The sequence below is a fragment of the Corynebacterium dentalis genome (assembly GCF_900232865.1).
Taxonomy (GTDB): Bacteria; Actinomycetota; Actinomycetes; order Mycobacteriales; family Mycobacteriaceae; genus Corynebacterium; species Corynebacterium dentalis.
The window spans coordinates 24104-44236 of record NZ_OCTS01000004.1 but is presented as its reverse complement, the minus strand read 5'-3'; the positions used below and the strand labels follow the sequence as shown (position 1 = coordinate 44236).

Genomic DNA, 20133 nt, shown 5'->3' with positions numbered 1-20133 from the left:
CCGGCCTGAGGCCGGTTAAATCCCGCGCTCCCGAGCTTGCGCCGTCGCAGGGTGGATAGACAGCAGCGGGAATCCGCTCGGGGATACCGCAGCCATTTTCTCCCGTTGTTCGCAGTGCTCCGCGATCACTCGGTATGCATCGCTGCCCACCAGCTCCGTGAGCTCTTCCTCTTGCGTGCGCCACAGTGGATTCGTCCCTGCATGGCACGTGGAATCTGTGGTGCAGTACCAATCGAAGTCCTCGCCGCCGTTTCCCCACCCGCGCCGGGTGTACTCCGTGATGGTCGTGCGCAGCTGCTCCGCGCCGTCTGACCGCGTCTCCCATTCCTCCAGCCGGCGCAGTGGCAACTGCCAGCACACCTCGGGCTTGGACTGCAGAACGTTCTCGCCGTGCTTGAGCGCCCATGAGTGCAACGCGCATCCTCGCCCGGCCGGAAAACCCTCCCGATTGGCGAAAATGCACGCGCCGCCCACCGTCACGGTCTTCAGCGCGGGCTCCAGTTCACCCTCGTCATTTTCCAGCTCATCCCATTCGAGCCACGGCTCCAGCTGCCCCACCGTGGTGCCGTACCCGTTGTTTTCTTCGTCCTCGTTGTCGGTGGTTTCTGTGCCCTCTTTTTCCGACGCCACCTGCGCCTCTTGCCACTGCTCCACCTCATCTGCGGGTCGGTTCTGCCACTCCGCATCAGTGAGCTGTGCTGCAACGCGGGCGAGTTGGCGTCGATCCTCCACATCGGTGAGAAACGCACCGTGACCACAACAACCCACGTCGGGATTGGAGGCATCGATCCCTAAACACGCCTCCGTGCCAAAACGGCAACGGTAGGTGGACAACAGCCACGTCAGATCGGCCTGGATGATGTGCTCGGAATCCGCAGGATCCACAAACTCGAGCCATTCCCGTGCGTAGTCTGCAGGCAGTTCCTGGCCGGATTTCACGGACTGATCAGCTGCAGTGCCGGCCGGATACCCGGAGGCGCGAGGGGAAGACTGGGACGTTTGGTTCACAGCATTCACCGTAGACGGGTTAGGCTGGTCCCCGTGCGATTAGGTGTCCTTGACGTAGGAAGTAACACTGTTCATTTAGTGGTGGTTGATGCCCAGCGGGGCGGACCGCCTACTCCAATGAGCAATTGGAAAACCCCCATGCGCTTGGTGGAGTACCTGGACAGCAAGGGTGCCATCAACAAAAAGGGCCAGGAACGGCTCTTCAACGGCGTAGCGCTGGCCAAGGAAATGTCTGAGCAGTTCCGCTGCGATGAGATGCTTCCGTTTGCTACCTCGGCCATCCGTTCGGCAACGAACTCTGAGGACGTGCTGGCCAAGCTCCGGAAGGAAACCGGGGTCAATCTGCAGATTCTCTCCGGCGAAGAAGAAGCTCGGCTGACATTCCTGGCCGTGCGGCGCTGGTATGGATGGTCTGCTGGCCGCATCTGCGATCTGGATATTGGTGGCGGTTCGCTGGAGATGTCCATTGGTACCAACGAGAACCCCGACGTGGCGTGTTCTGTGAACTTGGGCGCGGCGCGACTGACTCGAGAGTGGTTTGAGACCGATCCGCCGGATAAAAAGGTAATTGCTGATCTGCGGGACTATATTGATTCCACTTTGGAAGATCCCGTGGCCCAACTATTGGACTCCGGTCCACTGGATTTGGCCGTGGGAACGTCCAAAACGTTCCGCATGTTGGCGCGTTTGACTGGTGCGGCCCCAAGTTCTGCAGGACCTCGGGTCAAGCGCACGTTGACCCAGGCAGGTTTGCGCCAATTAATTGCGTTTATCTCTCGCATGACGGCGGCGGATCGCGCGGAATTGGAAGGCGTGAGCTCGGATCGTTCACACCAAGTGGTCGCGGGCGCTTTGGTAGCTGAAGCTACGATGCGTAAATTGGGCATCGAAACCCTTCATATGTGCCCATGGGCACTACGAGAAGGGGTAATTTTCAGGCAAACTGATCAGGTTTTGCTGGAGTAATGGAGTTTTAACCTTGTGGTGATGCGTGAATGCGCATGTCTGACTGTAAGGTAAAGGTCTAAGTAAAATGGATCAGAGCGCGTTGGATCTTGATGGGAACGATTGATGAGTGAGAAGCTGACAGTCGCTGAGCTGCTAGCCCGGAACGGGCGCGGTTCATCTGAAAGCTCTACCGAGCGCCCCCGGCGGAGGCGCCGCAACCTAGAAACCGGTGGTGTCTCCGTTGCGGAGCTGACCGGTTCCATACCTGTCGTTACTCAGGATGACGTTGACGAGCACAAGGCCTCCAAGTCTGCCAAGGCTGCAGGCTCTACCGAAACAGCTAAAAGAACAGCCGCCAAGGATGCTGCTGGTGAGAAGATCACCCGCAAGGCGGAAAAGCCTGGCGAAACCACCAACCAGATGGCAGCCGTCCCGGATTCTGAGACGAAGCGCCAATCCTCGTTTGACACCAAGCCTGAAACCAAGGTTAAGGCTAAGGATCAAACCAAGGCTGAAGAGCACAAGTCTCCAGTAAAGCAGCCAGCTGCTGCGCAGCCGGTGGCGGGCAAGAAGCCGACTGAGAAGGCCGCGGACAGGAAGCCTGTAGACGCAAAGCCAGCCGACAAGGCCGATACTGCCAAGGAACAGAAGCCAGCACAGACAGAGTCTCGTAAGCGAGAAAAGGCTGCCACCCCGGTATCTGGCAAGGAAGCCCGCGCTGCTGAGTCCGCTCTGATCGGTGGAGGTGCTGCCGCTGCTGGTACCGACGCTGCTTCTACCGCATCCGCATCCGCTTCCTCTGCTTCTGCTGAAGATAAGACAAAAGCTGAAGCGAAGGAGGTGGCGTCGGACAAAAACAACGATAAGAACAACGACGCGCAACCATCCACCCGCGAGCGCAAACCGCTGCCAAAGAAGAAGGACCGCAAGCCAGACGAGTTTGCGGCTCTGGAAGCCAGCCTGGATGAAGACGAAGTCATCGACTACGAAGATGACACGATCTCCTGGCCAGCGATGCTGCTACAGGCAGTGGTTGCGATTGCCGCGGGCGTGGGCATCTTCTTTGGCTTCAGCCTGATGTGGTCCAACCTGCCATCCATCGTGGTGCTGGTGCTGGCCTTGGCCGTCACTTTGGTGCTGGTTGGCTTGGTACACGCGCTGCTGCGCCACAATGACAAGCTGCTCATGATCTTGGCCCTGGTGGTGGGGCTGATCCTGACATTCGGACCGCGGTTCGTCATAGGAATCTAGCGCCTCACGCGGTACACACCCTCCGGTAATCTCCGGAGGGTTTTTCTTGCGCACGGATTCGGTCCATTAGGCCATGACAACACCACGCTAAGGGGAGTGCTCGTGGCAGGATTGGCAAAACGCTGGCACAGTGAATGGCATGACTCGAATTGGAATTATTGGTGGAGGAAACATCGGCGAGGCATTGCTCTCAGGAATTCTGGGAGACGGTGCTGACCCGAAGAGCATTATCGTTGCTGACCCAACGACCGAGCGCCTTGAGCAACTCAAGGACCAGTACGGCGTGGTGACCACTGAGGACAGCGCTGAGGCTGCAGACGGCTCGGACTTCGTGTTTATCGCGGTCAAGCCGGACATCGTGCCCATCGCGCTGCAGGACATTACGGACACGGTGGATTCGAACGGCGACGAGACCGTGGTGGTCTCCCTTGCCGCTGGCGTGACCAACAAGGCTATGGAAAGCGTTCTGCCTGCCGGAACCCCTGTGGTTCGCGTGATGCCGAACACCCCCATGCTCGTGGGCAAGGGCGCCTCTGCGCTGGCTGGTGGTCGCTTCGCAGAGAAGAACCACGTGGAAGCCGTGCAGGACCTGATGTCCGCCACGGGCACCGTGGTGATCGTTAAGGAGAAGGACATTGACGCAGTCACGGCGATCTCCGGCTCTGGCCCTGCGTACTACTTCATGGTCACCGAGGCCATGATCGACGCAGGCGTGAACCTAGGTCTGCCACGCGTACTGGCTGAGCAGCTGGCTGTGGCCACTGCTGAGGGCGCGGCCACGATGATGGCCAAGGGGCAGTCCGAAGACGGTGGGGATGATCCCGTCACGCTGCGCACCAAGGTGTCCTCCCCGGGAGGCACCACCTCGGCTGCTACCCGCACCCTGGACGAGGAAGGCCTCCGCACGGCTTTCTACCGAGCTATGCAAGCATGTAAGGACCGCTCCATCGAGCTGGGCAAGTCTGACTAGTCATTGACTCCCGCTGCGATTAGCGGGCTTAGCGCAAGCATGTGTGGCAAAGACCTCCGGGATGGCCGGAGGTCTTTTTTCCGGAAGCGGCACGTACCAAAAGTGCACGGGGGTGCCAGGTGGGGGAGAAGGTAACTCGAGTGACTCGGTGGGCACTCCAGCGTATTTTTATAACTTTTGCCACGCCAGAATAGTTAAGACCCTATCGATGCTTTCCGTCACACCAATTAACAACGGATAACAATCGTTGCAATCTCCCCCGTGTTATACATCTACCCCACTCTTCAAGTTATGATGGCACACAGCAATTCTTGTGTGACGTCCTGCAGGAGGGGAAGCCTGCATCATGCAAGAAAGCCTAGAAAGTGATGATTGATGGCAAGCAATGAGAATGGAATCTACCTCACCGTTGCTGAGGTGGCAGAGCTGATGCGCGTCTCGAAGATGACGGTTTATCGCTTGGTTCACTCCGGTGAACTGCCAGCAGTACAGGTAGGACGCTCCTTCCGAGTTCACGAGAAGGCAGTGGAGGATTACCTCGGCTCCAGCGTGTACAAATCCACCAATCAGGCTGGTTAAGCATCTGACCTAGGTCTGGCTGCGGGTGTTATACGCTCTCAGCCCACTTGGACCACGAAGCCCCCGTTTCTTATTCGCCTTAAGCTTCCGGGCTTTACGGCGATGGGAGATGAGGGGCTTTTTGTTTTAGCCGCCGGTGAAACGGTAGACTATGCACCATTCGTGTCGGCCGCCCCGGCACAGTTTCCGCCCGCTACGGCGAAACGGCTTGAAGATCAGCTGAAACTGAACTTCCATACCCTGCGCATTACGTGCAGAGCATAGGCCGATCGTCACGGTTAGGCGGGCTGATAACTGTACAAGATCGACCAATTAGAAGTGAGGTTCCCGCTATGGGCTCTGTGATCAAGAAGCGCCGCAAGCGTATGTCCAAGAAGAAGCACCGCAAGATGCTCCGCCGTACCCGCGTTCAGCGACGGAAGTTGGGCAAGTAAGCCGAAACGATCCGTGGGGATTCTTTCGCGCTCGCGGATGTAGTTCTGCTGCTCCGCCAACCGAGGTGCCACCGCACCACGGTTGGCGGAGTTTCGCGTTTCTAGAGAGATCTTCTATGACTTCTTGGATCCGCCGCGGCTGATCCAGTACCCGCCAGCTGCAGCAGCCCCCGCCGCCGCTGCTGTACCGCCCACACGGGCGATCTTCCTACTTCGCCGGTAGTCGCGGATCTCCCAGCCGTTGCGCTGCGCTGTGCGCCGCAACCGCGTATCTGGGTTGACTGCCACGGCCGTGCCCACCATGGACAACATCGGTACGTCGTTGATGGAATCCGAGTACGCCGTGCATCGGGTCAGGTCGAGGTCTTCGTAGGCTGCCAGCGCCACCACTGCATGCTTCTTGCCTGGCCCGTGCAGCATGTCACCCACCATGCGGCCGGTGAACACGCCGTCCTGAACCTCAGCGACCGTTCCTAGAGCGCCGGTGAAACCCAGCTCCCGGGCGATGATCTGTGCCAGCTGAACAGGTGCCGCGGTCACGAGCCATACTTGGTGGCCGGCTTCCAGATGCATGTCTGCCAGTTCTTTGGTGCCGGGGAAGATGCGCTCGGAGATGCTGGCAGCCCAAATCTCCTCGGCCATCTCCGTCAAATCAGCAACCTTGTGCCCCTTGACCAGCGCCAAAGCTTGTTCGCGTCCTTGGTCAATGTCCCCTTGGTTTTCGCCGGACATGCGGAACTTGAGCTGCTTCCAAACAAACCCGAGCACTTCGCCCACCCCGAAGAAGCGTCTGCGGACCAGACCCCGCGCGAATAGCAGGATCGAGGCGCCCTTGATCAGGGTGTTGTCTACGTCGAAGAACGCGGCAGCGCCCGCATCCTGCGGAATCGTGGGGTCTGGGGTGTTGAGAATGTTCGCGCCACCTGCGGCTTCTGCTGCGCCGTGGAGATTGCGCAGGCCGTCTCGCAGAGCATCGTCAGGAACGTCGAGTTCTTGTGCCAGCTTGTTGATCGCGTCCTTGTTGGTGTCTCCGGGCGCATCTGGGTTGAGTGCCTGCCATCGGGCTGTGGTGGGTGTGCTCTTTGTTTCCGACGCCAACTCCGCATCTTCCGCCTCAGCCTGTGGGCCGGATAGAGCGGTCAGGGCGTGTTGCACGGAGGCCTCGCCGGCTTCCTGCTGAGCTTTTTCGCCGCGGCTGGGGAATACGTGGCGGGCTAGGAAATCGCGTACCGTGCTGCGGAAGTTGCTGGCCACGCCGGATGCGGAATCCTCGAGTGCATCGAACGCGGCGGATACGCCGGTCTCCCGCGGTTCGGGATGCGCATCCTCTGCATTGCCGGGCTTGTTGATCACGTACACCAAACTACTCGGTTGCTTAAGGCGGGGGAAACCTTTGGAAGTCTTATCTACTGGGCACGCTGGGTTAACCTTGTAGATGTGATTGATGGTGAATTCTCTGCGTCCGCTTCCCCTAAGGCCGCTCATGTGGTGAGCCTGTTGGTGCGTTCTACCTGTGGTTCCTGCGCGCGGGTACACGAACAGATTCTGCCCGTGGTGCAGGCAGCGGGCGCTCGGTTTGAAGTGATCCAGCTGGACGGGCCGCATGGCGATGCGGAGCTGGCGCAAGAATTCGGGGACCGCGTTCCTGTGGTGCTGGTGGATGACGAAGAGTTTGCCTGTTGGGAAGTTGACAACGCGGAGTTGGCTGCTGAACTGGATCGCCCTCTATAACACCCAGCCCCATCGTTTTGTCATTGGGGTGGGTTAAGGGATAGCGTAGGAGTCCGTAAATACCCGAGGGCTTCCTTGCAGAAAAAGGCAGCCACGCGCGAATTTAAATACACGCGGCCTACCCGGGGTGACACGCATGCAGGAGGCCTGGTTTAGGTATGGACGTTAGCGCAGCTACTGGCACCGCAGCGGTGTTGCTGGTGGGACTGTCTTTTCGCTCCGCACCCGTCCCAGTTCTGGAGAAGGTCTCCTTAGCGGACACGGAACTGCCAAAGCTTCAGCTGGCAATGCTGGAGACAGATGCGATCTCCGAATCTCTGGTGCTCTCCACCTGTAACCGCATGGAGTTCTACACGGTGGCCAATGCTTTCCACTCTGGCCTAGACCACGTTGTGGATACCATCGCCGACTTCTCTGGGCTTCCCATGGAAGAGCTGGAACCGCACTTGTACGTTCACTACGCGGATTCCGCCGCAGAGCACATGCTCAATGTGGCCTCCGGTCTGGACTCGATGGTGGTAGGCGAACAGCAGATCATCGGGCAGCTGCGCGAGGCATATCAGCAAGCCAATGAGATCGGCACAGTCGGCCGCACCCTGCATGACCTCACACAGCGCGCTCTGCACACGGGCAAGCGTGTGCACTCCGAGACCAACATCGACACAGCTGGTGCGTCCATGGTCTCGTTCTCGGTGGACAAGGCGCTGGACCGCCTTGGCGTCGACAAAAATGACCAGGCCCCGATGAACAACCACCGCGCGCTGGTCATCGGCGCTGGCGCTATGGCATCGCTGGCCTCGACCTACCTCGGCCGGTTGGGAATCGACCACGTGTCGGTCGCCAACCGCACGCTCAGCCGAGCGGAAAACTTGGCTTCACACGCACGGCAGGCGGGAGTCAGCGCCACCGCCGTTCCACTGACGGACATGCCACCCGTGCTGGGAGAGGTGGACATAGTTGTGTCGGCAACGGGAGCTGCCGGACACGTGGTTTTGGCGGAGCACGTCGCCGCAGCGCGCGAGCAGCAGGGTGCTCAGGACAAGCCACTGGCGCTCGTGGATCTGTCCATGCCTCGTGACATCGAACAAGCCGCCGCGGAACTGCCCCAGGTGCACCTGCTCAACATCGAAGAGCTCACCACCATGGCGGGCGAGAGCGTGGAAGATGAAGATCCCGCTCGTTCGATCGTCAAGGAAGAGCTCGAATCCTTCCTCGAGCAGCAGCGCGCCCAAGCCGTGATCCCGACCGTTAAGGCGCTGCGCAAGAAGGCTGTGGACCTGATGGCGGACGAACTGCTCGTGCTCGAGCGCAGTACGCCGGAGATGTCCGCGGAGGACCGGCAGCTGGTGGAACGCAGCATGCGGAGGTTCGTAGACAAGCTGTTGCACACGCCCACCGTGCAGGCCAAGCGCCTGTCCGCTGGCGGTGCGCACGTCAGTTACCCGGACGCCCTGGCTGCTCTTTTCCAACTGCCGACAGGCGCGGTGCAATCCGTGACCGAGCCCAACAGTGCCACGGCTTCCGTCGCGCGAGCGGGCAACTTAGGCAGCGCCATCCGCGTGCTTAACAACAACGCGCAAGTTAATACGGTGCAAATCAATCAGGCTCAAGACAACCAGGGGGAGAACTCATGACCGAACAACGAACGTTCCTCATCGGTACCCGTGGCTCTCTGCTGGCCACCACCCAGTCCGGACACGTCCGCGAGGGCATTGCCGAGCATGGGGCACAGGCAGAACTGCACATCGTGCATACCCCCGGGGATGCCTCCCAAGCTGCGCAGACACCCGTTGCCAAGATCGGCATTGGCGTGTTCACTGAAACCCTCCGCAAGGCGCTCAGTGAGAAGGAGTGCGATATCGCCGTGCACTCCTTCAAGGATCTGCCCACCGCACCCGATCCCCGCTTCCGGACGGTGGTCCCACCCCGCGTCGATCCACGCGAAGTTCTTATCAGCGTGGATAAAAAGCCGTTGATGGAACTGCCGCACGGCGCGACCGTGGGAACCGGCGCACCGCGCCGAGTCTCGCAGATTTTGGCTGCGCGCCCAGATCTGCAGCTGATGCCGCTGCGCGGAAACATCACCACGCGCATGGGTCGCGTTGGTGAGGACCTGGATGCCGTGGTGCTGGCGCGCGCAGGCCTGGAACGCGTGGGAATGCTGGATAATGCAGCAGAATCCATCGATCCTTTCCTGGTGATGCCAGCTCCCGCCCAAGGCGCGCTGAGCATCGAGGTGCGTGCCGATGATGACGCTGCCTTCGCGGCCGTTGCTCCACTGGATGATTCTTTAAGCCACGCCCAGGCGATCGCGGAGCGGGCAGTGCTTTCCACTTTGGAAGCGGGATGTTCCGCTCCCGTCGCGGCGTATTCCACCATCGAGGTCAGCGAAGACGGACACTCCGCGCACCTGGTTGTCCACGGCGGTGCCTATGCCATGGATGGAACCGAGACAATAGTGCGTCAGGCGGAAACCACTATCCCGCTGGGCGAAACGCGGACATTACTGGATCCCACCTGGAAACAGTCCGCAGAAGCGGCCCGCGACGTGGGTAAACACGTAGGCCAGGAGTTACTTGCTGCAGGTGCAGACAGACTCATGGCGGCCAGCCGCTGACCACGTACCGCGTACGTCAGCAGCTGATCGCCCTGGATGCGGCGAAGGCATGCGGATCAATCACCTTCCGCTGACTTCTGCTCGCATCCGCACACTTTCATAGTTCACACTCTTCTCCCCCCTCATTAGGAGTAGCGCCTTAGCACGGTGCCGCTCTAGGGCTCATCGCCCCGGTTACGGCCGGGAACAACGGTGGGGCTGTACGAGGAACAACGCACATGGAAAGCCAACACATGAATGATTCCGGAAACGCCACGATGGCCACCGGTCGGATCCTCTTTGTAGGAGCTGGACCGGGTAACCCGGATCTCCTGACCGTCCGCGCTCGCGACGTGCTGGAAAACACCGCATACGCGTGGGTCGATCCCGCAGTGACTGTGGGCATACGTCGGCTCATCGCGCAGCAGGTCGAGGTGCCAATCCACAAGGTAGAGGCCGCCGAAGCGGAGTGGGAAAGCAAGGTCAAGGCAGCCAAGGAAGCTGGCGCCCGCCGCAAGCCACCCAAGCCGGAACCACCTAGCGCTGCGGAGATCGTGCTCGCAGAACCGGATACCGAAGACGATCAGCATCGCACGACAGCGCAAGAGATGATCGATCGCGCGCTCCACGGCGATGACGTGATTCGTTTGGTAGCAGGTAACCCCCTGAGCAATGAGGCTGTTATGGCCGAGCTGCAGGAGGTTGCTGCGCTCGCCGCACCTGCCAACGTGGAATTCCAGGTCATCCCCGGAATGACTGGGGCAGCTGCTGCTCCAGCGTTTACCGGCATTGGTGTGGGACCAGACGTGACTGTCGCCGACGTCCGCGAAGGAGCGGACTGGGACCAGCTGGCCAGCGCTGGACTGCCCCTGATCCTCACCGCAGCTCCCAGCAACCTGGCGGGAGTGGCCAACGAACTCAAGCATCGCGATATCCCTGGCTCCACCCCGGCCACGGTCACGGTGCATGCCACCACTCGTCGTCAGCGTAGCTATGACGTGACCCTGGATACCCTCAAGTCCATCGCCGCTGCCTCCGGCCCCGCGGCAAAGGATGGCGATCTGCCAGATGAACTGCTGGTCACCATCGGTTCGCAGGCGGATCCCGCGCAGCGCTCCAAGTACTCCTGGTGGGAAAACCGCGCGCTCTACGGTTGGACCGTGCTGGTGCCTCGCGCCAAGAACCAGGCTGGTCCCATGAGCGCGCGCCTGGCTGGCCATGGTGCCATCCCCGTGGAGGTTCCCACCATCGCCGTGGAGCCGCCGCGCAGTCCAGCCCAGATGGAACGCGCCATTAAGGGTCTGGTGGATGGTCGCTACCACTGGATCGTGTTCACCAGCGTCAACGCGGTGAAGGCAACGTGGGACAAGCTCGCCGAGTTTGGGCTGGATGCCCGCGCCCTCGCCGGCGTGCGCGTGGCGGCAGTGGGTCCAAAGACCGCCCAGGCCGTCCGCGACCTGGGAATCACCCCGGAGTTGCTGCCGAGCGCCAACGCGCGCAACGCCTCCGGCTTGGTCGATGTATTCCCCGCCCATGATGAGGACCTGGATCCCGTGGATCGCGTGCTTCTGCCACGCGCGGACATCGCGACGGAAGTGCTGGTGGAAGGCCTCATCGAGCTGGGATGGGAAGTTGACGACGTGGTGGCTTACCGCACCGTCCGCGCCGCGCCACCGAGCCCGGAGATCCGCGACATGATCAAGACCGGCGGATTCGATGCGGTGTGCTTCACCTCCTCGTCCACCGTGAAGAACCTCGTGGGCATCGCGGGCAAGCCGCACACGCGAACCATCATCGCCTGCATTGGCCCGATGGCAGCTCAGACCGCCAAGGAACACGGCCTGCGCGTGGATGTCATGCCGGAGCACGCGGGTGTGGAAGACCTCGTAGATGCGCTGGCTGAACACGTAGCGGAGCTGCGCGCTGCGGGACAGTTGCCACCGCCGCGGAAGAGGCGGCGTCGTCGGAAAAACGGCGTGAGCAACCCCGCAACCGTGACGGAAAATGCGGCCTCCGGCGCTGCCACCCCTGTCTGATTCTTCAGACCGTCGGCGGGACTAGCATGGAAAGCATTATGACTAGCTCCGATGCTTTCACTCCGTTCCGCCGTCCCCGCCGGCTGCGCACCAACCCCGTGATGCGCAATTTCACCGCGGAGACGGACCTCAACCCCAACCGTTTTGTGCTGCCCATGTTCGTGGCAGATCGCGCAGAATCCGATGGCCCCAAGCCCATCTCCAGCTTGCCGGGCGTGGTGCAGCACACCGAGAAGTCCCTGCTGCACGCAATCGAGGAAGCCCTGGAAGCGGGAGTAGGCGCGGTGGATCTGTTCGGCGTGCCGAAGGAAGAGGACAAGGATCCCAGCGGCAGCGCCGGAATCGCTGAAGATGGCGTGCTCAACCGCGCTCTGAGGTCCGTCCGCAAGCAGTTTGGTAACGACATCCTGGTGATGGCGGACACCTGCTTGGACGAGTTCACCGACCATGGTCACTGTGGTGTGTTGGGTACCGATTCTTTCGGTGAGACGATTATTGATAACGACGCCACACTCGATGCCTACGCCGATTTGGCCGTGGCCCAGGCCAACGCTGGTGCCCACATCGTCAGCCCTTCCGGCATGATGGACGGCCAGGTTCGCCGCATCCGCGAAGCCCTAGACGAGGCCGGACATGAAAACGTGTCCATCATGGCCTACTCCGCTAAGTACGCGTCCAGCTTCTACGGCCCATTCCGCGAGGCAGTGGGATCCTCTTTGGAAGGCGACCGCAAGCAGTACCAACAGGATGCCCGCAACGTTCGAGAGTCCTTGTTGGAGACCCAACTGGATATTGACGAAGGCGCGGACATGGTCATGGTCAAGCCCGCGATGCCTTACCTGGATGTACTGCGGGAAGTGGCGGACATGTCTCCAGTGCCTGTGGCTGCCTATCAGATCAGCGGCGAGTACGCGATGATCAGCGCGGTTGCGGAAAGGGGATGGATCGACTTGGATGCGGCGATCATGGAATCCATCACGGGTATCCGCCGCGCTGGTGCGGACATCGTGCTGACCTACTGGGCTACCAAGGCAGCGCAGATGCTGCGCAAAGGCTAGCGGTTCGGACAATCAGCGGGCTGGGCACGTTCCCAGCTACTGCAGCCCCAACCGCATGCCGGTGGCGCTGAACACCGGCTCTAGCAGCGCAAAATCCGTGACGTAGTCATTGGTTCCGCCATCGTCGCTGATCGGAGAACCAGACAGAATTCCCAAAGCAGCCACCCGGTTTCCGCCCAGCTTGATGTACAGCGGCGAACCAGAATCTCCGGTGAGGCTGAACAAGTTTGTCCGCACCATCGACCCGTTCCAGGAAATGATCGGTCCACAGGTTTCCTTGGTGCGGAATCCCATCTTGCACACCATCATTCCCGCGTGCAGATCCGCTGGCCCCGCCAAGGTGGTGACGTCATAGCGCCCACCAATGCGCGCGTCCGTTCCTATGCCATCCTCTAGAGACAGCGCGGAATAGTCCGTTTCTCGGCCTTCTGCGATCGGCGCGGGCTCCGGGACGTGCTCAGTGCCGTAGCGCCGACTATCTTCGCCGATTTCCACATCCCAGCTGCCCAGCGGCTGCATGGAATCCCGCTGACCGAGGGGGCGCACGGGATAGCCAGACGCATCGGTGGACCACTCCACGAAGCCGTCATCGTCGGCCTCCATGCAATGACCAGCGGATAAAGCGGCAGGCTGGGAGGAGCCAATGTAATGCCCCAGGAAGGAAAGGGTGCAGACCGATTCGGCATCGATGTCTATGGACATGCCTGGCGTCGGGACGGAAAAATCACCCCACACATCATCTGGGTAGGCACGGGGCGCACCGGAAAATGAGTGAAGCGCTGCACCGCATCGTTTTCTTGCGCCTGGAAGTCTGGGTCAAGCGAATGGAGCAGGTAGGTATATGTGCCGCGGTTGTCGTCCTGGTAGGGGAAAGGTGCGTCGTACAAACCCCGAGCGTTGAGTACGGCGATAACCTCCGCCGCCGAGGAGGCGGGCTGACCCACGCGAGGAGACACCGCTTGAGAACCAAAGAAACCGCCGACAAACATGCAGCTCGCCACGATAAAAATCCCCAGCGCTGCAGAAGCGGCCACGGTCCATACGGGGTGGTTTCTGGTCCACACCGCAAACGTGGCCCGCGGGCGCTGCGGCACAGGTGGCATCGGAGAAAAGCTGGTCACTGCAGAAAGGTTAATCCGTGCAGAGAGAATCCGGGCATTCGAAGGGGCAACTTGTCCGCACTACAAGTAGGCTAGACACTCGTATGAGCAGCAAAATGGACAAAGAAGAGCTGAAGCCGCCGAAGGTTGGGCGGAAAGACGGGCTCGCCAAAAACCTCAAGGGTGCGCCGGAAGATGTGCGCCTGGGCGTGATGATGTGGTGGAGCGTCGCCGGAATGCAGGTGGTCTACGCGCTGGTGCAGTTCTTGGCCAACATCGTGGATCCACGAGCGCTGAAGACTCAGCTGCAGGAACAAGGAGACGGCCTCGGCAGCATGAACAGCGTGCTGGGCGAGGGAGACGTCACCGATCACGTCATGGCCATGAACGTATCCATGCTGATATGGATGCTCGCCGCCGCAGCACTGTGCGCGTGGCTGACATACCGCGCCGGGCGTGGAGGTCCGTACTCCCGCTTGTTCCTCAACGTTGGATCCGTGTACTTGGCCCTGCAGGCGGTGCTGTTGCTGTTCGGTAGCTCGCCAAACACGATGCCCGTTGCGTTCGTTCTGCTGCTGGGCATCCTCGCCATCCTGTCCGGCGTGGCCGCGATGCTGGGCGTGTGGTTCATGTCCCGCCCGGACAACAGTGAATGGCTCGGCATTCCTGATTCCGCAGAAGTGGAAAAATATGCGGAAGCTGTAGAGCGGCGTCGAAAAGAAGAACGCGATGCCAAAAAGGCCCGCAAGGAAGCCAAGGAACGCGAAGACAACAACCATCCGCACAATCACAGCGGCTCTCGCCCCCGCGATCGCCGCTAAACTTGGAGAACCGCACCCATGCCTTCCATGTTTCCGTCGATGGCCCCTAGCGCTGATGACCGCAACCGCAGAACCACCGGTTGGCAGCCGGGAGATCCCATTCCACGCATCGTGCTGATCGCCTCCTTGCTGTTCGTGGTGGTGGGCGTGCTCATGGTCCTCAGCGGGTACCTGAACTTGACCGTGGAGTGGAGCCGGGAGCCGACTAACGCTGAGGAAGCCGAGCGTATGGAATTTGTGCGCAGTAATGTGCAGATCTTGGGCGGCATCAACGCGGTGCTGGGATTGCTGGTCACCTGGCTGAGCTTTAGCCTGCGGCTGGGCTATCGCGGGCGCCGTCGCATCTTGCTGTGGGTTTCTTGCCTGGCCATCATCTTCATGCTGCTGGGGTGGGTCTTCGGATTCACCGGCCCCGGGCAGGCCGTCCTTGCCCTCGCATTGGCGATCGCGTGCCTGATGGCGTTTCGTCCGGCCGCGGATCCTTTCTTCGACGCAGGACACCGCCTCGAAGCACCCGTGGAAGGGGACGGCACTCTCCCCGGAGACAGCGTGCGGGACTAATCCCCGCAACATAGATTGCTGTGGCGATACGGCCCTTAGAATAAGAGGCACCTTCATGTAAAGTGCAGCGGATAGTTTCGCTGAGGCGATCCATGAATAGCAGTGAAGAAAGGCAAGTAGCCAGTGGCTGAGTACGGTGCAGGGCACGCAGGTGTGCGGGGGATTCCCAAGACCGCGTTCGATGGAACCCCAGCCGCGGATTCTCGCAGCCGGGAAGGCACCGTTGAATCCGTTGAGCGCGCTATTCATGAGGCGAGAACCGCGGCCAAGGTTGCGGGCTTTGACATGGACAAGGCCGCGGATATGGCTTCCGAGGAGCGCGAGACGTTCCGTAGGAGCACGGGCTTGTCCAGCTTCGCGTTTCGCCTGGAAGGCCTGGAATCTGCAGTAGATGCCACCTCGCTGGAGGTGGATCTCAACGCAATGCCTGGCGTGGAAGCGGTGGTGGTGTACGCCTCCAAGATGGCGTGGGTTTCCGCTGAGGAGTACGTGCACCCTTCTGAGCTGCTGGAGCATATGCGTGCGATGGGCGTGGAGGGCTGGATGACAGCCTCCACGCTGCGCCGCCGTTCGGAGCGCTTGGACCTGCAGGAGAGCCGGCGCCGGATGCGCAAGCACTCGCACGCCAAGGACCCGTCCCGTCTGTTGGCGAGTACGCGCACGCGTGGTGCGGAGCCTTCAATGGTGGGGCACCGGGTGCGCAATCCTTTTGATAGCACTGAGGTTTTGCACACGGCGCGTGACTTGATCACCAATCTTCGTTTGCTTGTTGCCGTGTTGTTTGGCCTGCCGGTGGTGGCCTTGGATGTGGTGCTGGAGTGGCAGTTCGATGGCTGGCAGTGGGTGTCTCTGGCTCTTGCTACCCCGGTGGTGACGTGGTGCGCGTGGCCTTTTCACCGCGCAATGCTCGGCGGTTTGCGCCGTGGGCTTTCCGCGCTGGATGGCGCGAGTTCCACGGCGATTGTGCTGGCGTATCTCTACTCGCTGTACGCGCTGATTTTTACCGAGGCTGGGGACATGGGTTGGCATTCTCACCTGGTCTTTATGACCCGAGAGTGGGCCGCCGATGACGTGAGCGATTCAATGTTCTTGGACGTGGCCTGTGGTGTCACGGTGTTCTTGTTGTTTGGTCGCCTTCTTTCCCGACGCAACCAACTGCGCTCCAAGGCCATTCTCCACGTACCCACTAATGCCTTTGAGGCGGACGTGTTGGTGGTGCGCAAATCTAAGAAGGGTGAGGTCACCAAGTCCATGGTGGCTCCTACGGAGCTGCGGCGCGGTGAGGACATCATCATTCCCACTGGTGGTTGGGTGCCCAGCGACTGCGAGGTCGTCTCGGGCAAGTCGATGGTGGATATGGGGCCTGTGGGCGGCGCGCATCGCCGCACCGAAGTCTCTGTGGGTGATCAGGTTTACGCGGGTGCGCGGAATGCGGGGGCCACCCTGAAACTGCGTGTACAGCAGACCGGTTCCAAGACCCGCTTGGCGGCGATGGAGCGCTGGCTGCGCAACGCTATTCGGGATGAGAATCGCTTCACGCAGCTGGCGAACCGCTCCGCGAGTTTGCTGGTGCCGTGGGCGATGGCTATCGCCATCGTTAACTTCCTGGGTTGGCTGGCCATCTTTGGATCGTTGGATGCCGCAGTGGCTAGTTCGTTGTCCATCATGGTGGCGGTGGCTCCCGTGACTTTGGCGATGTCCGCACCGCTGGCGCTGCGCCTTGGTCTGGCCCGCGCTGCCTCCCAGGGAGTTTTGTTGCGGGAAACGGGCACGATTCACCAGTTGGCTCTGGTGAACTCCATCGTGTTTAACCGCGTAGGTACGCTGACCACTGGTCCCATGCAGGTCATCGGGCTGACTCCGGCGGCTGGGGAAAACCCAGATCTAATTTTGCGGGTGGCTGCGGCGCTGACCATGGAATCCGAGCACGCCGTTTCGCGCGCGATTGTCCGCGCAGACCGTGAGGCCCGCGATGCCAATGCAGGTGGTGACGAGATCCCACACTGGCTTGAAGTGGGCGAGGTCAGCGTGAGCGAAGACGGTTCTTTCCAGAGCGTTGTGGACATCCCAGTAGCAGGGGAGATGCGCCATGTGCAGGCTTCGCTGTGGCGTCCAAGAGACATGGGAGAGATCAAGGACCATCGCCTGGCATCGGCCGCCATCTCCGGTGGTACCCCAGTGTTCGTGCGATGGAAGGGCAAGGATCGCGGAGTGATCCTTATCGGTGATTCCTTCCGGGACGATGCGCCGGATGCCATCGACCGCTTGGAAGAGATGGACATTGAAACGTTCATGCTCTCCCGCGACATGTACCGTGTGGCACGTCGCATCGCGAACTCCCTGGGCATTTCCACAGTGTTGGCGGGCATCGCCCCGAACCGCAAGGAAGCCACCGTCCGCAGCTTGCACGCCCGAGGTAATCACGTGGCAATGGTCGGCGATCGAGACAGCACCCTCGCTCTGCGAGCCGCTGATGTGGGCATCCTCATGGCCGGCCACTCCAATCTAAATTCCGTTTCCGTGAGCACCGCAGACGTGGTGGTTATGCGCGACGACGTCAAGGCTCTGCCCGAAGTCATCAACTTGACCCGCCACGTGCGTAACACCGTGGACTGGAACATCTGGTTGACGTGGGGCTACAACGTTCTTGCCATCGCTCTGGGCATGTTCGGCTTCCTCAATCCGTTGCTGGCCCCAGTGGCGATGCTGGCCAGCTCCGCATTGGTCGAGTGGCGCTGTTCTCGTGTGGTGCGGAGGAATTTCGATGATTCCCTCCTGAGCCACACACACTCCTGGCAGGGTCAGCTGCAGCGCATGCGGGCACTGCGCCAGCTGAAGAAGCGCCAAGAGTTGCGCGCCCAGGCACGCACTCACGCCCGTGGAGATGCACACGATCCGCATCTGAATCAGCCTGCTACTCGGGCCGCGGCTGAGGCAGCCAGCGTCAAGGCGTCGGACTAAGGGAGCTACCCTCGCGAACCGAAATCAAAGGGAAACTACACTGGGGAACAAACGGCCCCCAACTTTCCTAAGGAGTAGGACTCTTCGTGTCTGACTCAACCGGTTCGAACTTTGACCACAGCACCAGCGCAAATTCGATGCAGCGTGCGCAGGCGCTGATCCCCGGCGGCGTGAATTCGCCTGTTCGCGCATTCGGCTCCGTCGGTGGAACCGCGCCGTTTATTACCAGCGCCGAGGGCTCTTGCCTCCACGACGAGGATGGAAACTCTTACGTCGACCTGTTCTGCTCCTGGGGTCCGATGATCCACGGCCACGCACACCCGCAGATCGTGGAGGCCGTGCAACAGGCAGCGGCCAAGGGTCTGAGCTTCGGCGCTGCAACCTCTGCCGAGGTTGACCTCGCACAGGAGATCGTGGACCGCACGTCCGTGGAGAAGGTGCGTCTGGTTAACTCCGGCACTGAAGCCACCATGTCCGCGACTCGTCTAGCCCGCGGCTTTACTGGGCGCGACAAGATCCTGAAGTTCGAAGGCTGCTACCACGGACATGTCGATTCACTACTGGTAGCGGCTGGTTCTGGCGTGGCTACTTTCGGACTCCCAGACTCCCCGGGCATCACCAAGGGAGCTGCCGCAGATACCATCGTGGCCCCCTACTGGGACATTGATGCCGTGAAGAACGCCTTCGCCGAGCACCCCGGTGAGATCGCCGCCGTCATCGTGGAGGGCACTCCCGGAAACATGGGCACCGTCTCCTCCGTGGACGCGGACGGAAACTCGTTCAATGCACAGCTCAAGGAAATCGCCCACGCCGACGGCGCACTGCTCATCGTGGATGAAGTAATGACCGGATTCCGCGTCAGCCGCCAAGGTTGGTTCGGAAAGGACCAGGTGGCGGGAGATCTGACCACCTTCGGCAAGGTCGTCTCTGGCGGCTTGCCGGCCGCAGCCTTCGGTGGCCGCGCAGACATCATGGACCACTTGGCGCCCGTGGGCTCCGTCTACCAAGCTGGAACGTTGTCCGGAAACCCGGTGGCGGTGGCGTCTGGTTTGACCTCTTTGCAGCTGGCCACGGAAGAGACCTACCGCACGCTGGATAAGAACGCAGACACCGTGGCCACGCTGGTTTCGGATGCGCTGAGCAAGGAATCCGTGGCCCACCACGTACAGCGCGCAGGCAACATGTTCTCCTTCCGTTTCGGCCAAGAAGAAGGCAAGAACTTTGCTGATATGCAGGCAGCGGATACTTTCCGCTTCCCGGCGTTCTTCCACGCCATGCTGGATCACGGAGTCTTTGTTCCCCCAAGTGTGTTTGAGACTTGGTTCGTCTCCACCGCCCTGACGGACGAGGATTTCGCAGCTATTGAGAACGCAGCCGCACACGCCGCGAAGGCCGCTGCACAGGCGAGTGCTACTTAGGTTCTAGGCTTAGCGAGGGGGTAGGGTCGATACTCATGACCACGATTGTTCACCTCGTTCGACACGGCGAGGTCCATAATCCAGCGAAGATCCTCTACGGCCGTCTGGAGGGCTACCAGCTCTCCGAGCGCGGACGGAACATGGCACACGCAACGGCCACGGACCTGGCCGATCACGATGTGACCTTCCTAGGAGTCTCGCCGATACAGCGCGCGCAGGAGACCGCCCAGCCGTTTGCTGAGAAGCTCGGCTTGGACATCACCACGGATGAGCGTCTCATCGAGGCCGGCAACATGTTGGAAGGCCTGCACATCAAGGGAGCCCGCAGTGCGTTGTGGAACCCCAAGTATTGGCCGCTGCTGAAGGATCCATCCCTGCCCAGCTGGGGTGAGCACTACACCGATATCTGCGAGCGCATGTGGGATGTCATCGACCATGCTCGCGACAAGGCGCGCGGACATGAGGCCGTACTGATCTCTCACCAACTGCCCATCGTGATGATCCAGCGTGATGTTCAAGGCCTGTCCTTGGCTCATAACCCAGCGGCCCGCCAGTGTGAGCTTGCCTCGGTGACCTCCTTGGTCTTCGACGGCGCTGACCTGACAGACCTGTACTACAGCGAGCCCGCGCAGCAGATCTAGGCGCCTGATAAAACGTTTGA

The 20133-nt window shown here is 60.8% G+C and carries 19 protein-coding genes; 15 read left to right on the top strand and 4 right to left on the bottom strand.

The annotated features are described in order from the left end of the window. Positions 1-15: 15 nt before the first annotated feature. Complete coding sequence (locus CS919_RS04645; protein WP_099298340.1) at positions 16-1017, bottom strand: DUF3109 family protein; 1002 nt, start codon at positions 1015-1017, stop codon at positions 16-18. Between the two features lie 24 nt (positions 1018-1041). Here CS919_RS04645 and CS919_RS04640 point away from each other — a divergent pair, with 24 nt between their 5' ends. From CS919_RS04640 to CS919_RS04620, 5 genes are all read left to right on the top strand, one after another. Further along, a complete protein-coding gene (locus tag CS919_RS04640) occupies positions 1042-1974 on the top strand; it encodes a Ppx/GppA family phosphatase (protein ID WP_099298339.1) in 933 nt (310 codons plus the stop codon). A 105-nt stretch (positions 1975-2079) separates the two neighbouring features. Next, positions 2080-3207 carry an Rv0497 family membrane protein gene (locus CS919_RS04635; RefSeq protein ID WP_099298338.1) on the top strand — a complete coding sequence of 376 codons (1128 nt, stop codon included), beginning with the start codon at positions 2080-2082 and terminating at the stop codon, positions 3205-3207. 139 nt (positions 3208-3346) lie between these two features. Beyond that, on the top strand, positions 3347-4177 hold the full coding sequence (gene proC / locus CS919_RS04630) for a pyrroline-5-carboxylate reductase (protein ID WP_099298337.1): 831 nt from the start codon (positions 3347-3349) through the stop codon (positions 4175-4177). A 375-nt stretch (positions 4178-4552) separates the two neighbouring features. Continuing rightward, positions 4553-4756, top strand: coding sequence for a helix-turn-helix domain-containing protein (locus CS919_RS04625; protein WP_099298336.1), 204 nt, complete (start codon positions 4553-4555; stop codon positions 4754-4756). 332 nt (positions 4757-5088) lie between these two features. Continuing rightward, entirely contained in the window at positions 5089-5190 is a 102-nt protein-coding gene (locus tag CS919_RS04620) for a 30S ribosomal protein bS22 (protein WP_003855542.1), read from the top strand. 114 nt (positions 5191-5304) lie between these two features. Here the strand turns inward: CS919_RS04620 and CS919_RS04615 are convergent, their stop codons facing one another. Continuing rightward, entirely contained in the window at positions 5305-6543 is a 1239-nt protein-coding gene (locus CS919_RS04615; protein ID WP_234990818.1) for an HAD family hydrolase, read from the bottom strand. 84 nt (positions 6544-6627) lie between these two features. On the opposite strand from CS919_RS04615, the gene CS919_RS04610 reads away from it, so the two are divergent. The 5 genes from CS919_RS04610 to hemB all read left to right on the top strand — a co-directional run bounded on the left by CS919_RS04610 (position 6628) and on the right by hemB (position 12611). Further along, positions 6628-6921, top strand: coding sequence for a glutaredoxin family protein (locus CS919_RS04610; RefSeq protein WP_200818350.1), 294 nt, complete (start codon positions 6628-6630; stop codon positions 6919-6921). A gap of 158 nt (positions 6922-7079) precedes the next feature. Further along, complete coding sequence (locus tag CS919_RS04605) at positions 7080-8555, top strand: glutamyl-tRNA reductase (RefSeq protein WP_099298333.1); 1476 nt, start codon at positions 7080-7082, stop codon at positions 8553-8555. Beyond that, positions 8552-9538, top strand: coding sequence for a hydroxymethylbilane synthase (gene hemC, locus CS919_RS04600; protein WP_099298332.1), 987 nt, complete (start codon positions 8552-8554; stop codon positions 9536-9538). The genes CS919_RS04605 and hemC overlap by 4 nt, the downstream gene beginning before the upstream one ends. A gap of 233 nt (positions 9539-9771) precedes the next feature. Beyond that, positions 9772-11553 carry a uroporphyrinogen-III synthase gene (locus tag CS919_RS04595; protein WP_194187191.1) on the top strand — a complete coding sequence of 594 codons (1782 nt, stop codon included), beginning with the start codon at positions 9772-9774 and terminating at the stop codon, positions 11551-11553. Between the two features lie 38 nt (positions 11554-11591). After that, positions 11592-12611, top strand: a complete 1020-nt coding sequence (hemB, locus tag CS919_RS04590) for a porphobilinogen synthase (RefSeq protein ID WP_200818343.1) — start codon at positions 11592-11594, stop codon at positions 12609-12611. 36 nt (positions 12612-12647) lie between these two features. Here hemB and CS919_RS04585 read toward each other — a convergent pair whose 3' ends face one another. Together CS919_RS04585 and CS919_RS04580 are read right to left on the bottom strand one after the other, a co-directional pair. Continuing rightward, on the bottom strand, positions 12648-13313 hold the full coding sequence (locus tag CS919_RS04585; protein WP_099298329.1) for a chymotrypsin family serine protease: 666 nt from the start codon (positions 13311-13313) through the stop codon (positions 12648-12650). Then, positions 13304-13732 (bottom strand): hypothetical protein, encoded by a 429-nt coding sequence (locus tag CS919_RS04580; RefSeq protein WP_099298328.1) that lies wholly within the window; start codon positions 13730-13732, stop codon positions 13304-13306. The genes CS919_RS04585 and CS919_RS04580 overlap by 10 nt, the downstream gene beginning before the upstream one ends. Positions 13733-13815: 83 nt before the next feature. Here CS919_RS04580 and CS919_RS04575 point away from each other — a divergent pair, with 83 nt between their 5' ends. The 5 genes from CS919_RS04575 (at position 13816) to CS919_RS04555 (ending at position 20113) form a co-directional block, all read left to right on the top strand. Continuing rightward, complete coding sequence (locus tag CS919_RS04575; RefSeq protein ID WP_143341752.1) at positions 13816-14532, top strand: hypothetical protein; 717 nt, start codon at positions 13816-13818, stop codon at positions 14530-14532. A gap of 18 nt (positions 14533-14550) precedes the next feature. Continuing rightward, a complete protein-coding gene (locus CS919_RS04570; RefSeq protein ID WP_099298326.1) occupies positions 14551-15093 on the top strand; it encodes a hypothetical protein in 543 nt (180 codons plus the stop codon). A 123-nt stretch (positions 15094-15216) separates the two neighbouring features. After that, positions 15217-18054: a heavy metal translocating P-type ATPase gene (locus CS919_RS04565; RefSeq protein ID WP_234990817.1), complete on the top strand. Its 2838-nt coding sequence runs from the start codon at positions 15217-15219 to the stop codon at positions 18052-18054. An 86-nt stretch (positions 18055-18140) separates the two neighbouring features. Continuing rightward, positions 18141-19472: a glutamate-1-semialdehyde 2,1-aminomutase gene (hemL, locus tag CS919_RS04560; RefSeq protein ID WP_268803747.1), complete on the top strand. Its 1332-nt coding sequence runs from the start codon at positions 18141-18143 to the stop codon at positions 19470-19472. Positions 19473-19507: 35 nt separating this feature from the next. Next, positions 19508-20113, top strand: a complete 606-nt coding sequence (locus CS919_RS04555; protein ID WP_099298325.1) for a histidine phosphatase family protein — start codon at positions 19508-19510, stop codon at positions 20111-20113. Positions 20114-20133 lie beyond the last annotated feature (20 nt).

Excerpts from the sequence above, each read along its gene's own strand:
- CS919_RS04635 (WP_099298338.1), top strand. The coding sequence starts at position 2,080 with ATGAGTGAGAAGCTGACAGTCGCTGAGCTGCTAGCCCGGAACGGGCGC.
- CS919_RS04585 (WP_099298329.1), bottom strand. The coding sequence starts at position 13,313 with ATGTCCATAGACATCGATGCCGAATCGGTCTGCACCCTTTCCTTCCTG.
- CS919_RS04575 (WP_143341752.1), top strand. The coding sequence starts at position 13,816 with ATGAGCAGCAAAATGGACAAAGAAGAGCTGAAGCCGCCGAAGGTTGGG.
- hemC (WP_099298332.1), top strand. The coding sequence starts at position 8,552 with ATGACCGAACAACGAACGTTCCTCATCGGTACCCGTGGCTCTCTGCTG.
- proC (WP_099298337.1), top strand. The coding sequence starts at position 3,347 with ATGACTCGAATTGGAATTATTGGTGGAGGAAACATCGGCGAGGCATTG.
- hemB (WP_200818343.1), top strand. The coding sequence starts at position 11,592 with ATGACTAGCTCCGATGCTTTCACTCCGTTCCGCCGTCCCCGCCGGCTG.
- CS919_RS04625 (WP_099298336.1), top strand. The coding sequence starts at position 4,553 with ATGGCAAGCAATGAGAATGGAATCTACCTCACCGTTGCTGAGGTGGCA.
- CS919_RS04570 (WP_099298326.1), top strand. The coding sequence starts at position 14,551 with ATGCCTTCCATGTTTCCGTCGATGGCCCCTAGCGCTGATGACCGCAAC.
- CS919_RS04595 (WP_194187191.1), top strand. The coding sequence starts at position 9,772 with ATGAATGATTCCGGAAACGCCACGATGGCCACCGGTCGGATCCTCTTT.
- CS919_RS04620 (WP_003855542.1), top strand. The coding sequence starts at position 5,089 with ATGGGCTCTGTGATCAAGAAGCGCCGCAAGCGTATGTCCAAGAAGAAG.
- CS919_RS04605 (WP_099298333.1), top strand. The coding sequence starts at position 7,080 with ATGGACGTTAGCGCAGCTACTGGCACCGCAGCGGTGTTGCTGGTGGGA.
- CS919_RS04555 (WP_099298325.1), top strand. The coding sequence starts at position 19,508 with ATGACCACGATTGTTCACCTCGTTCGACACGGCGAGGTCCATAATCCA.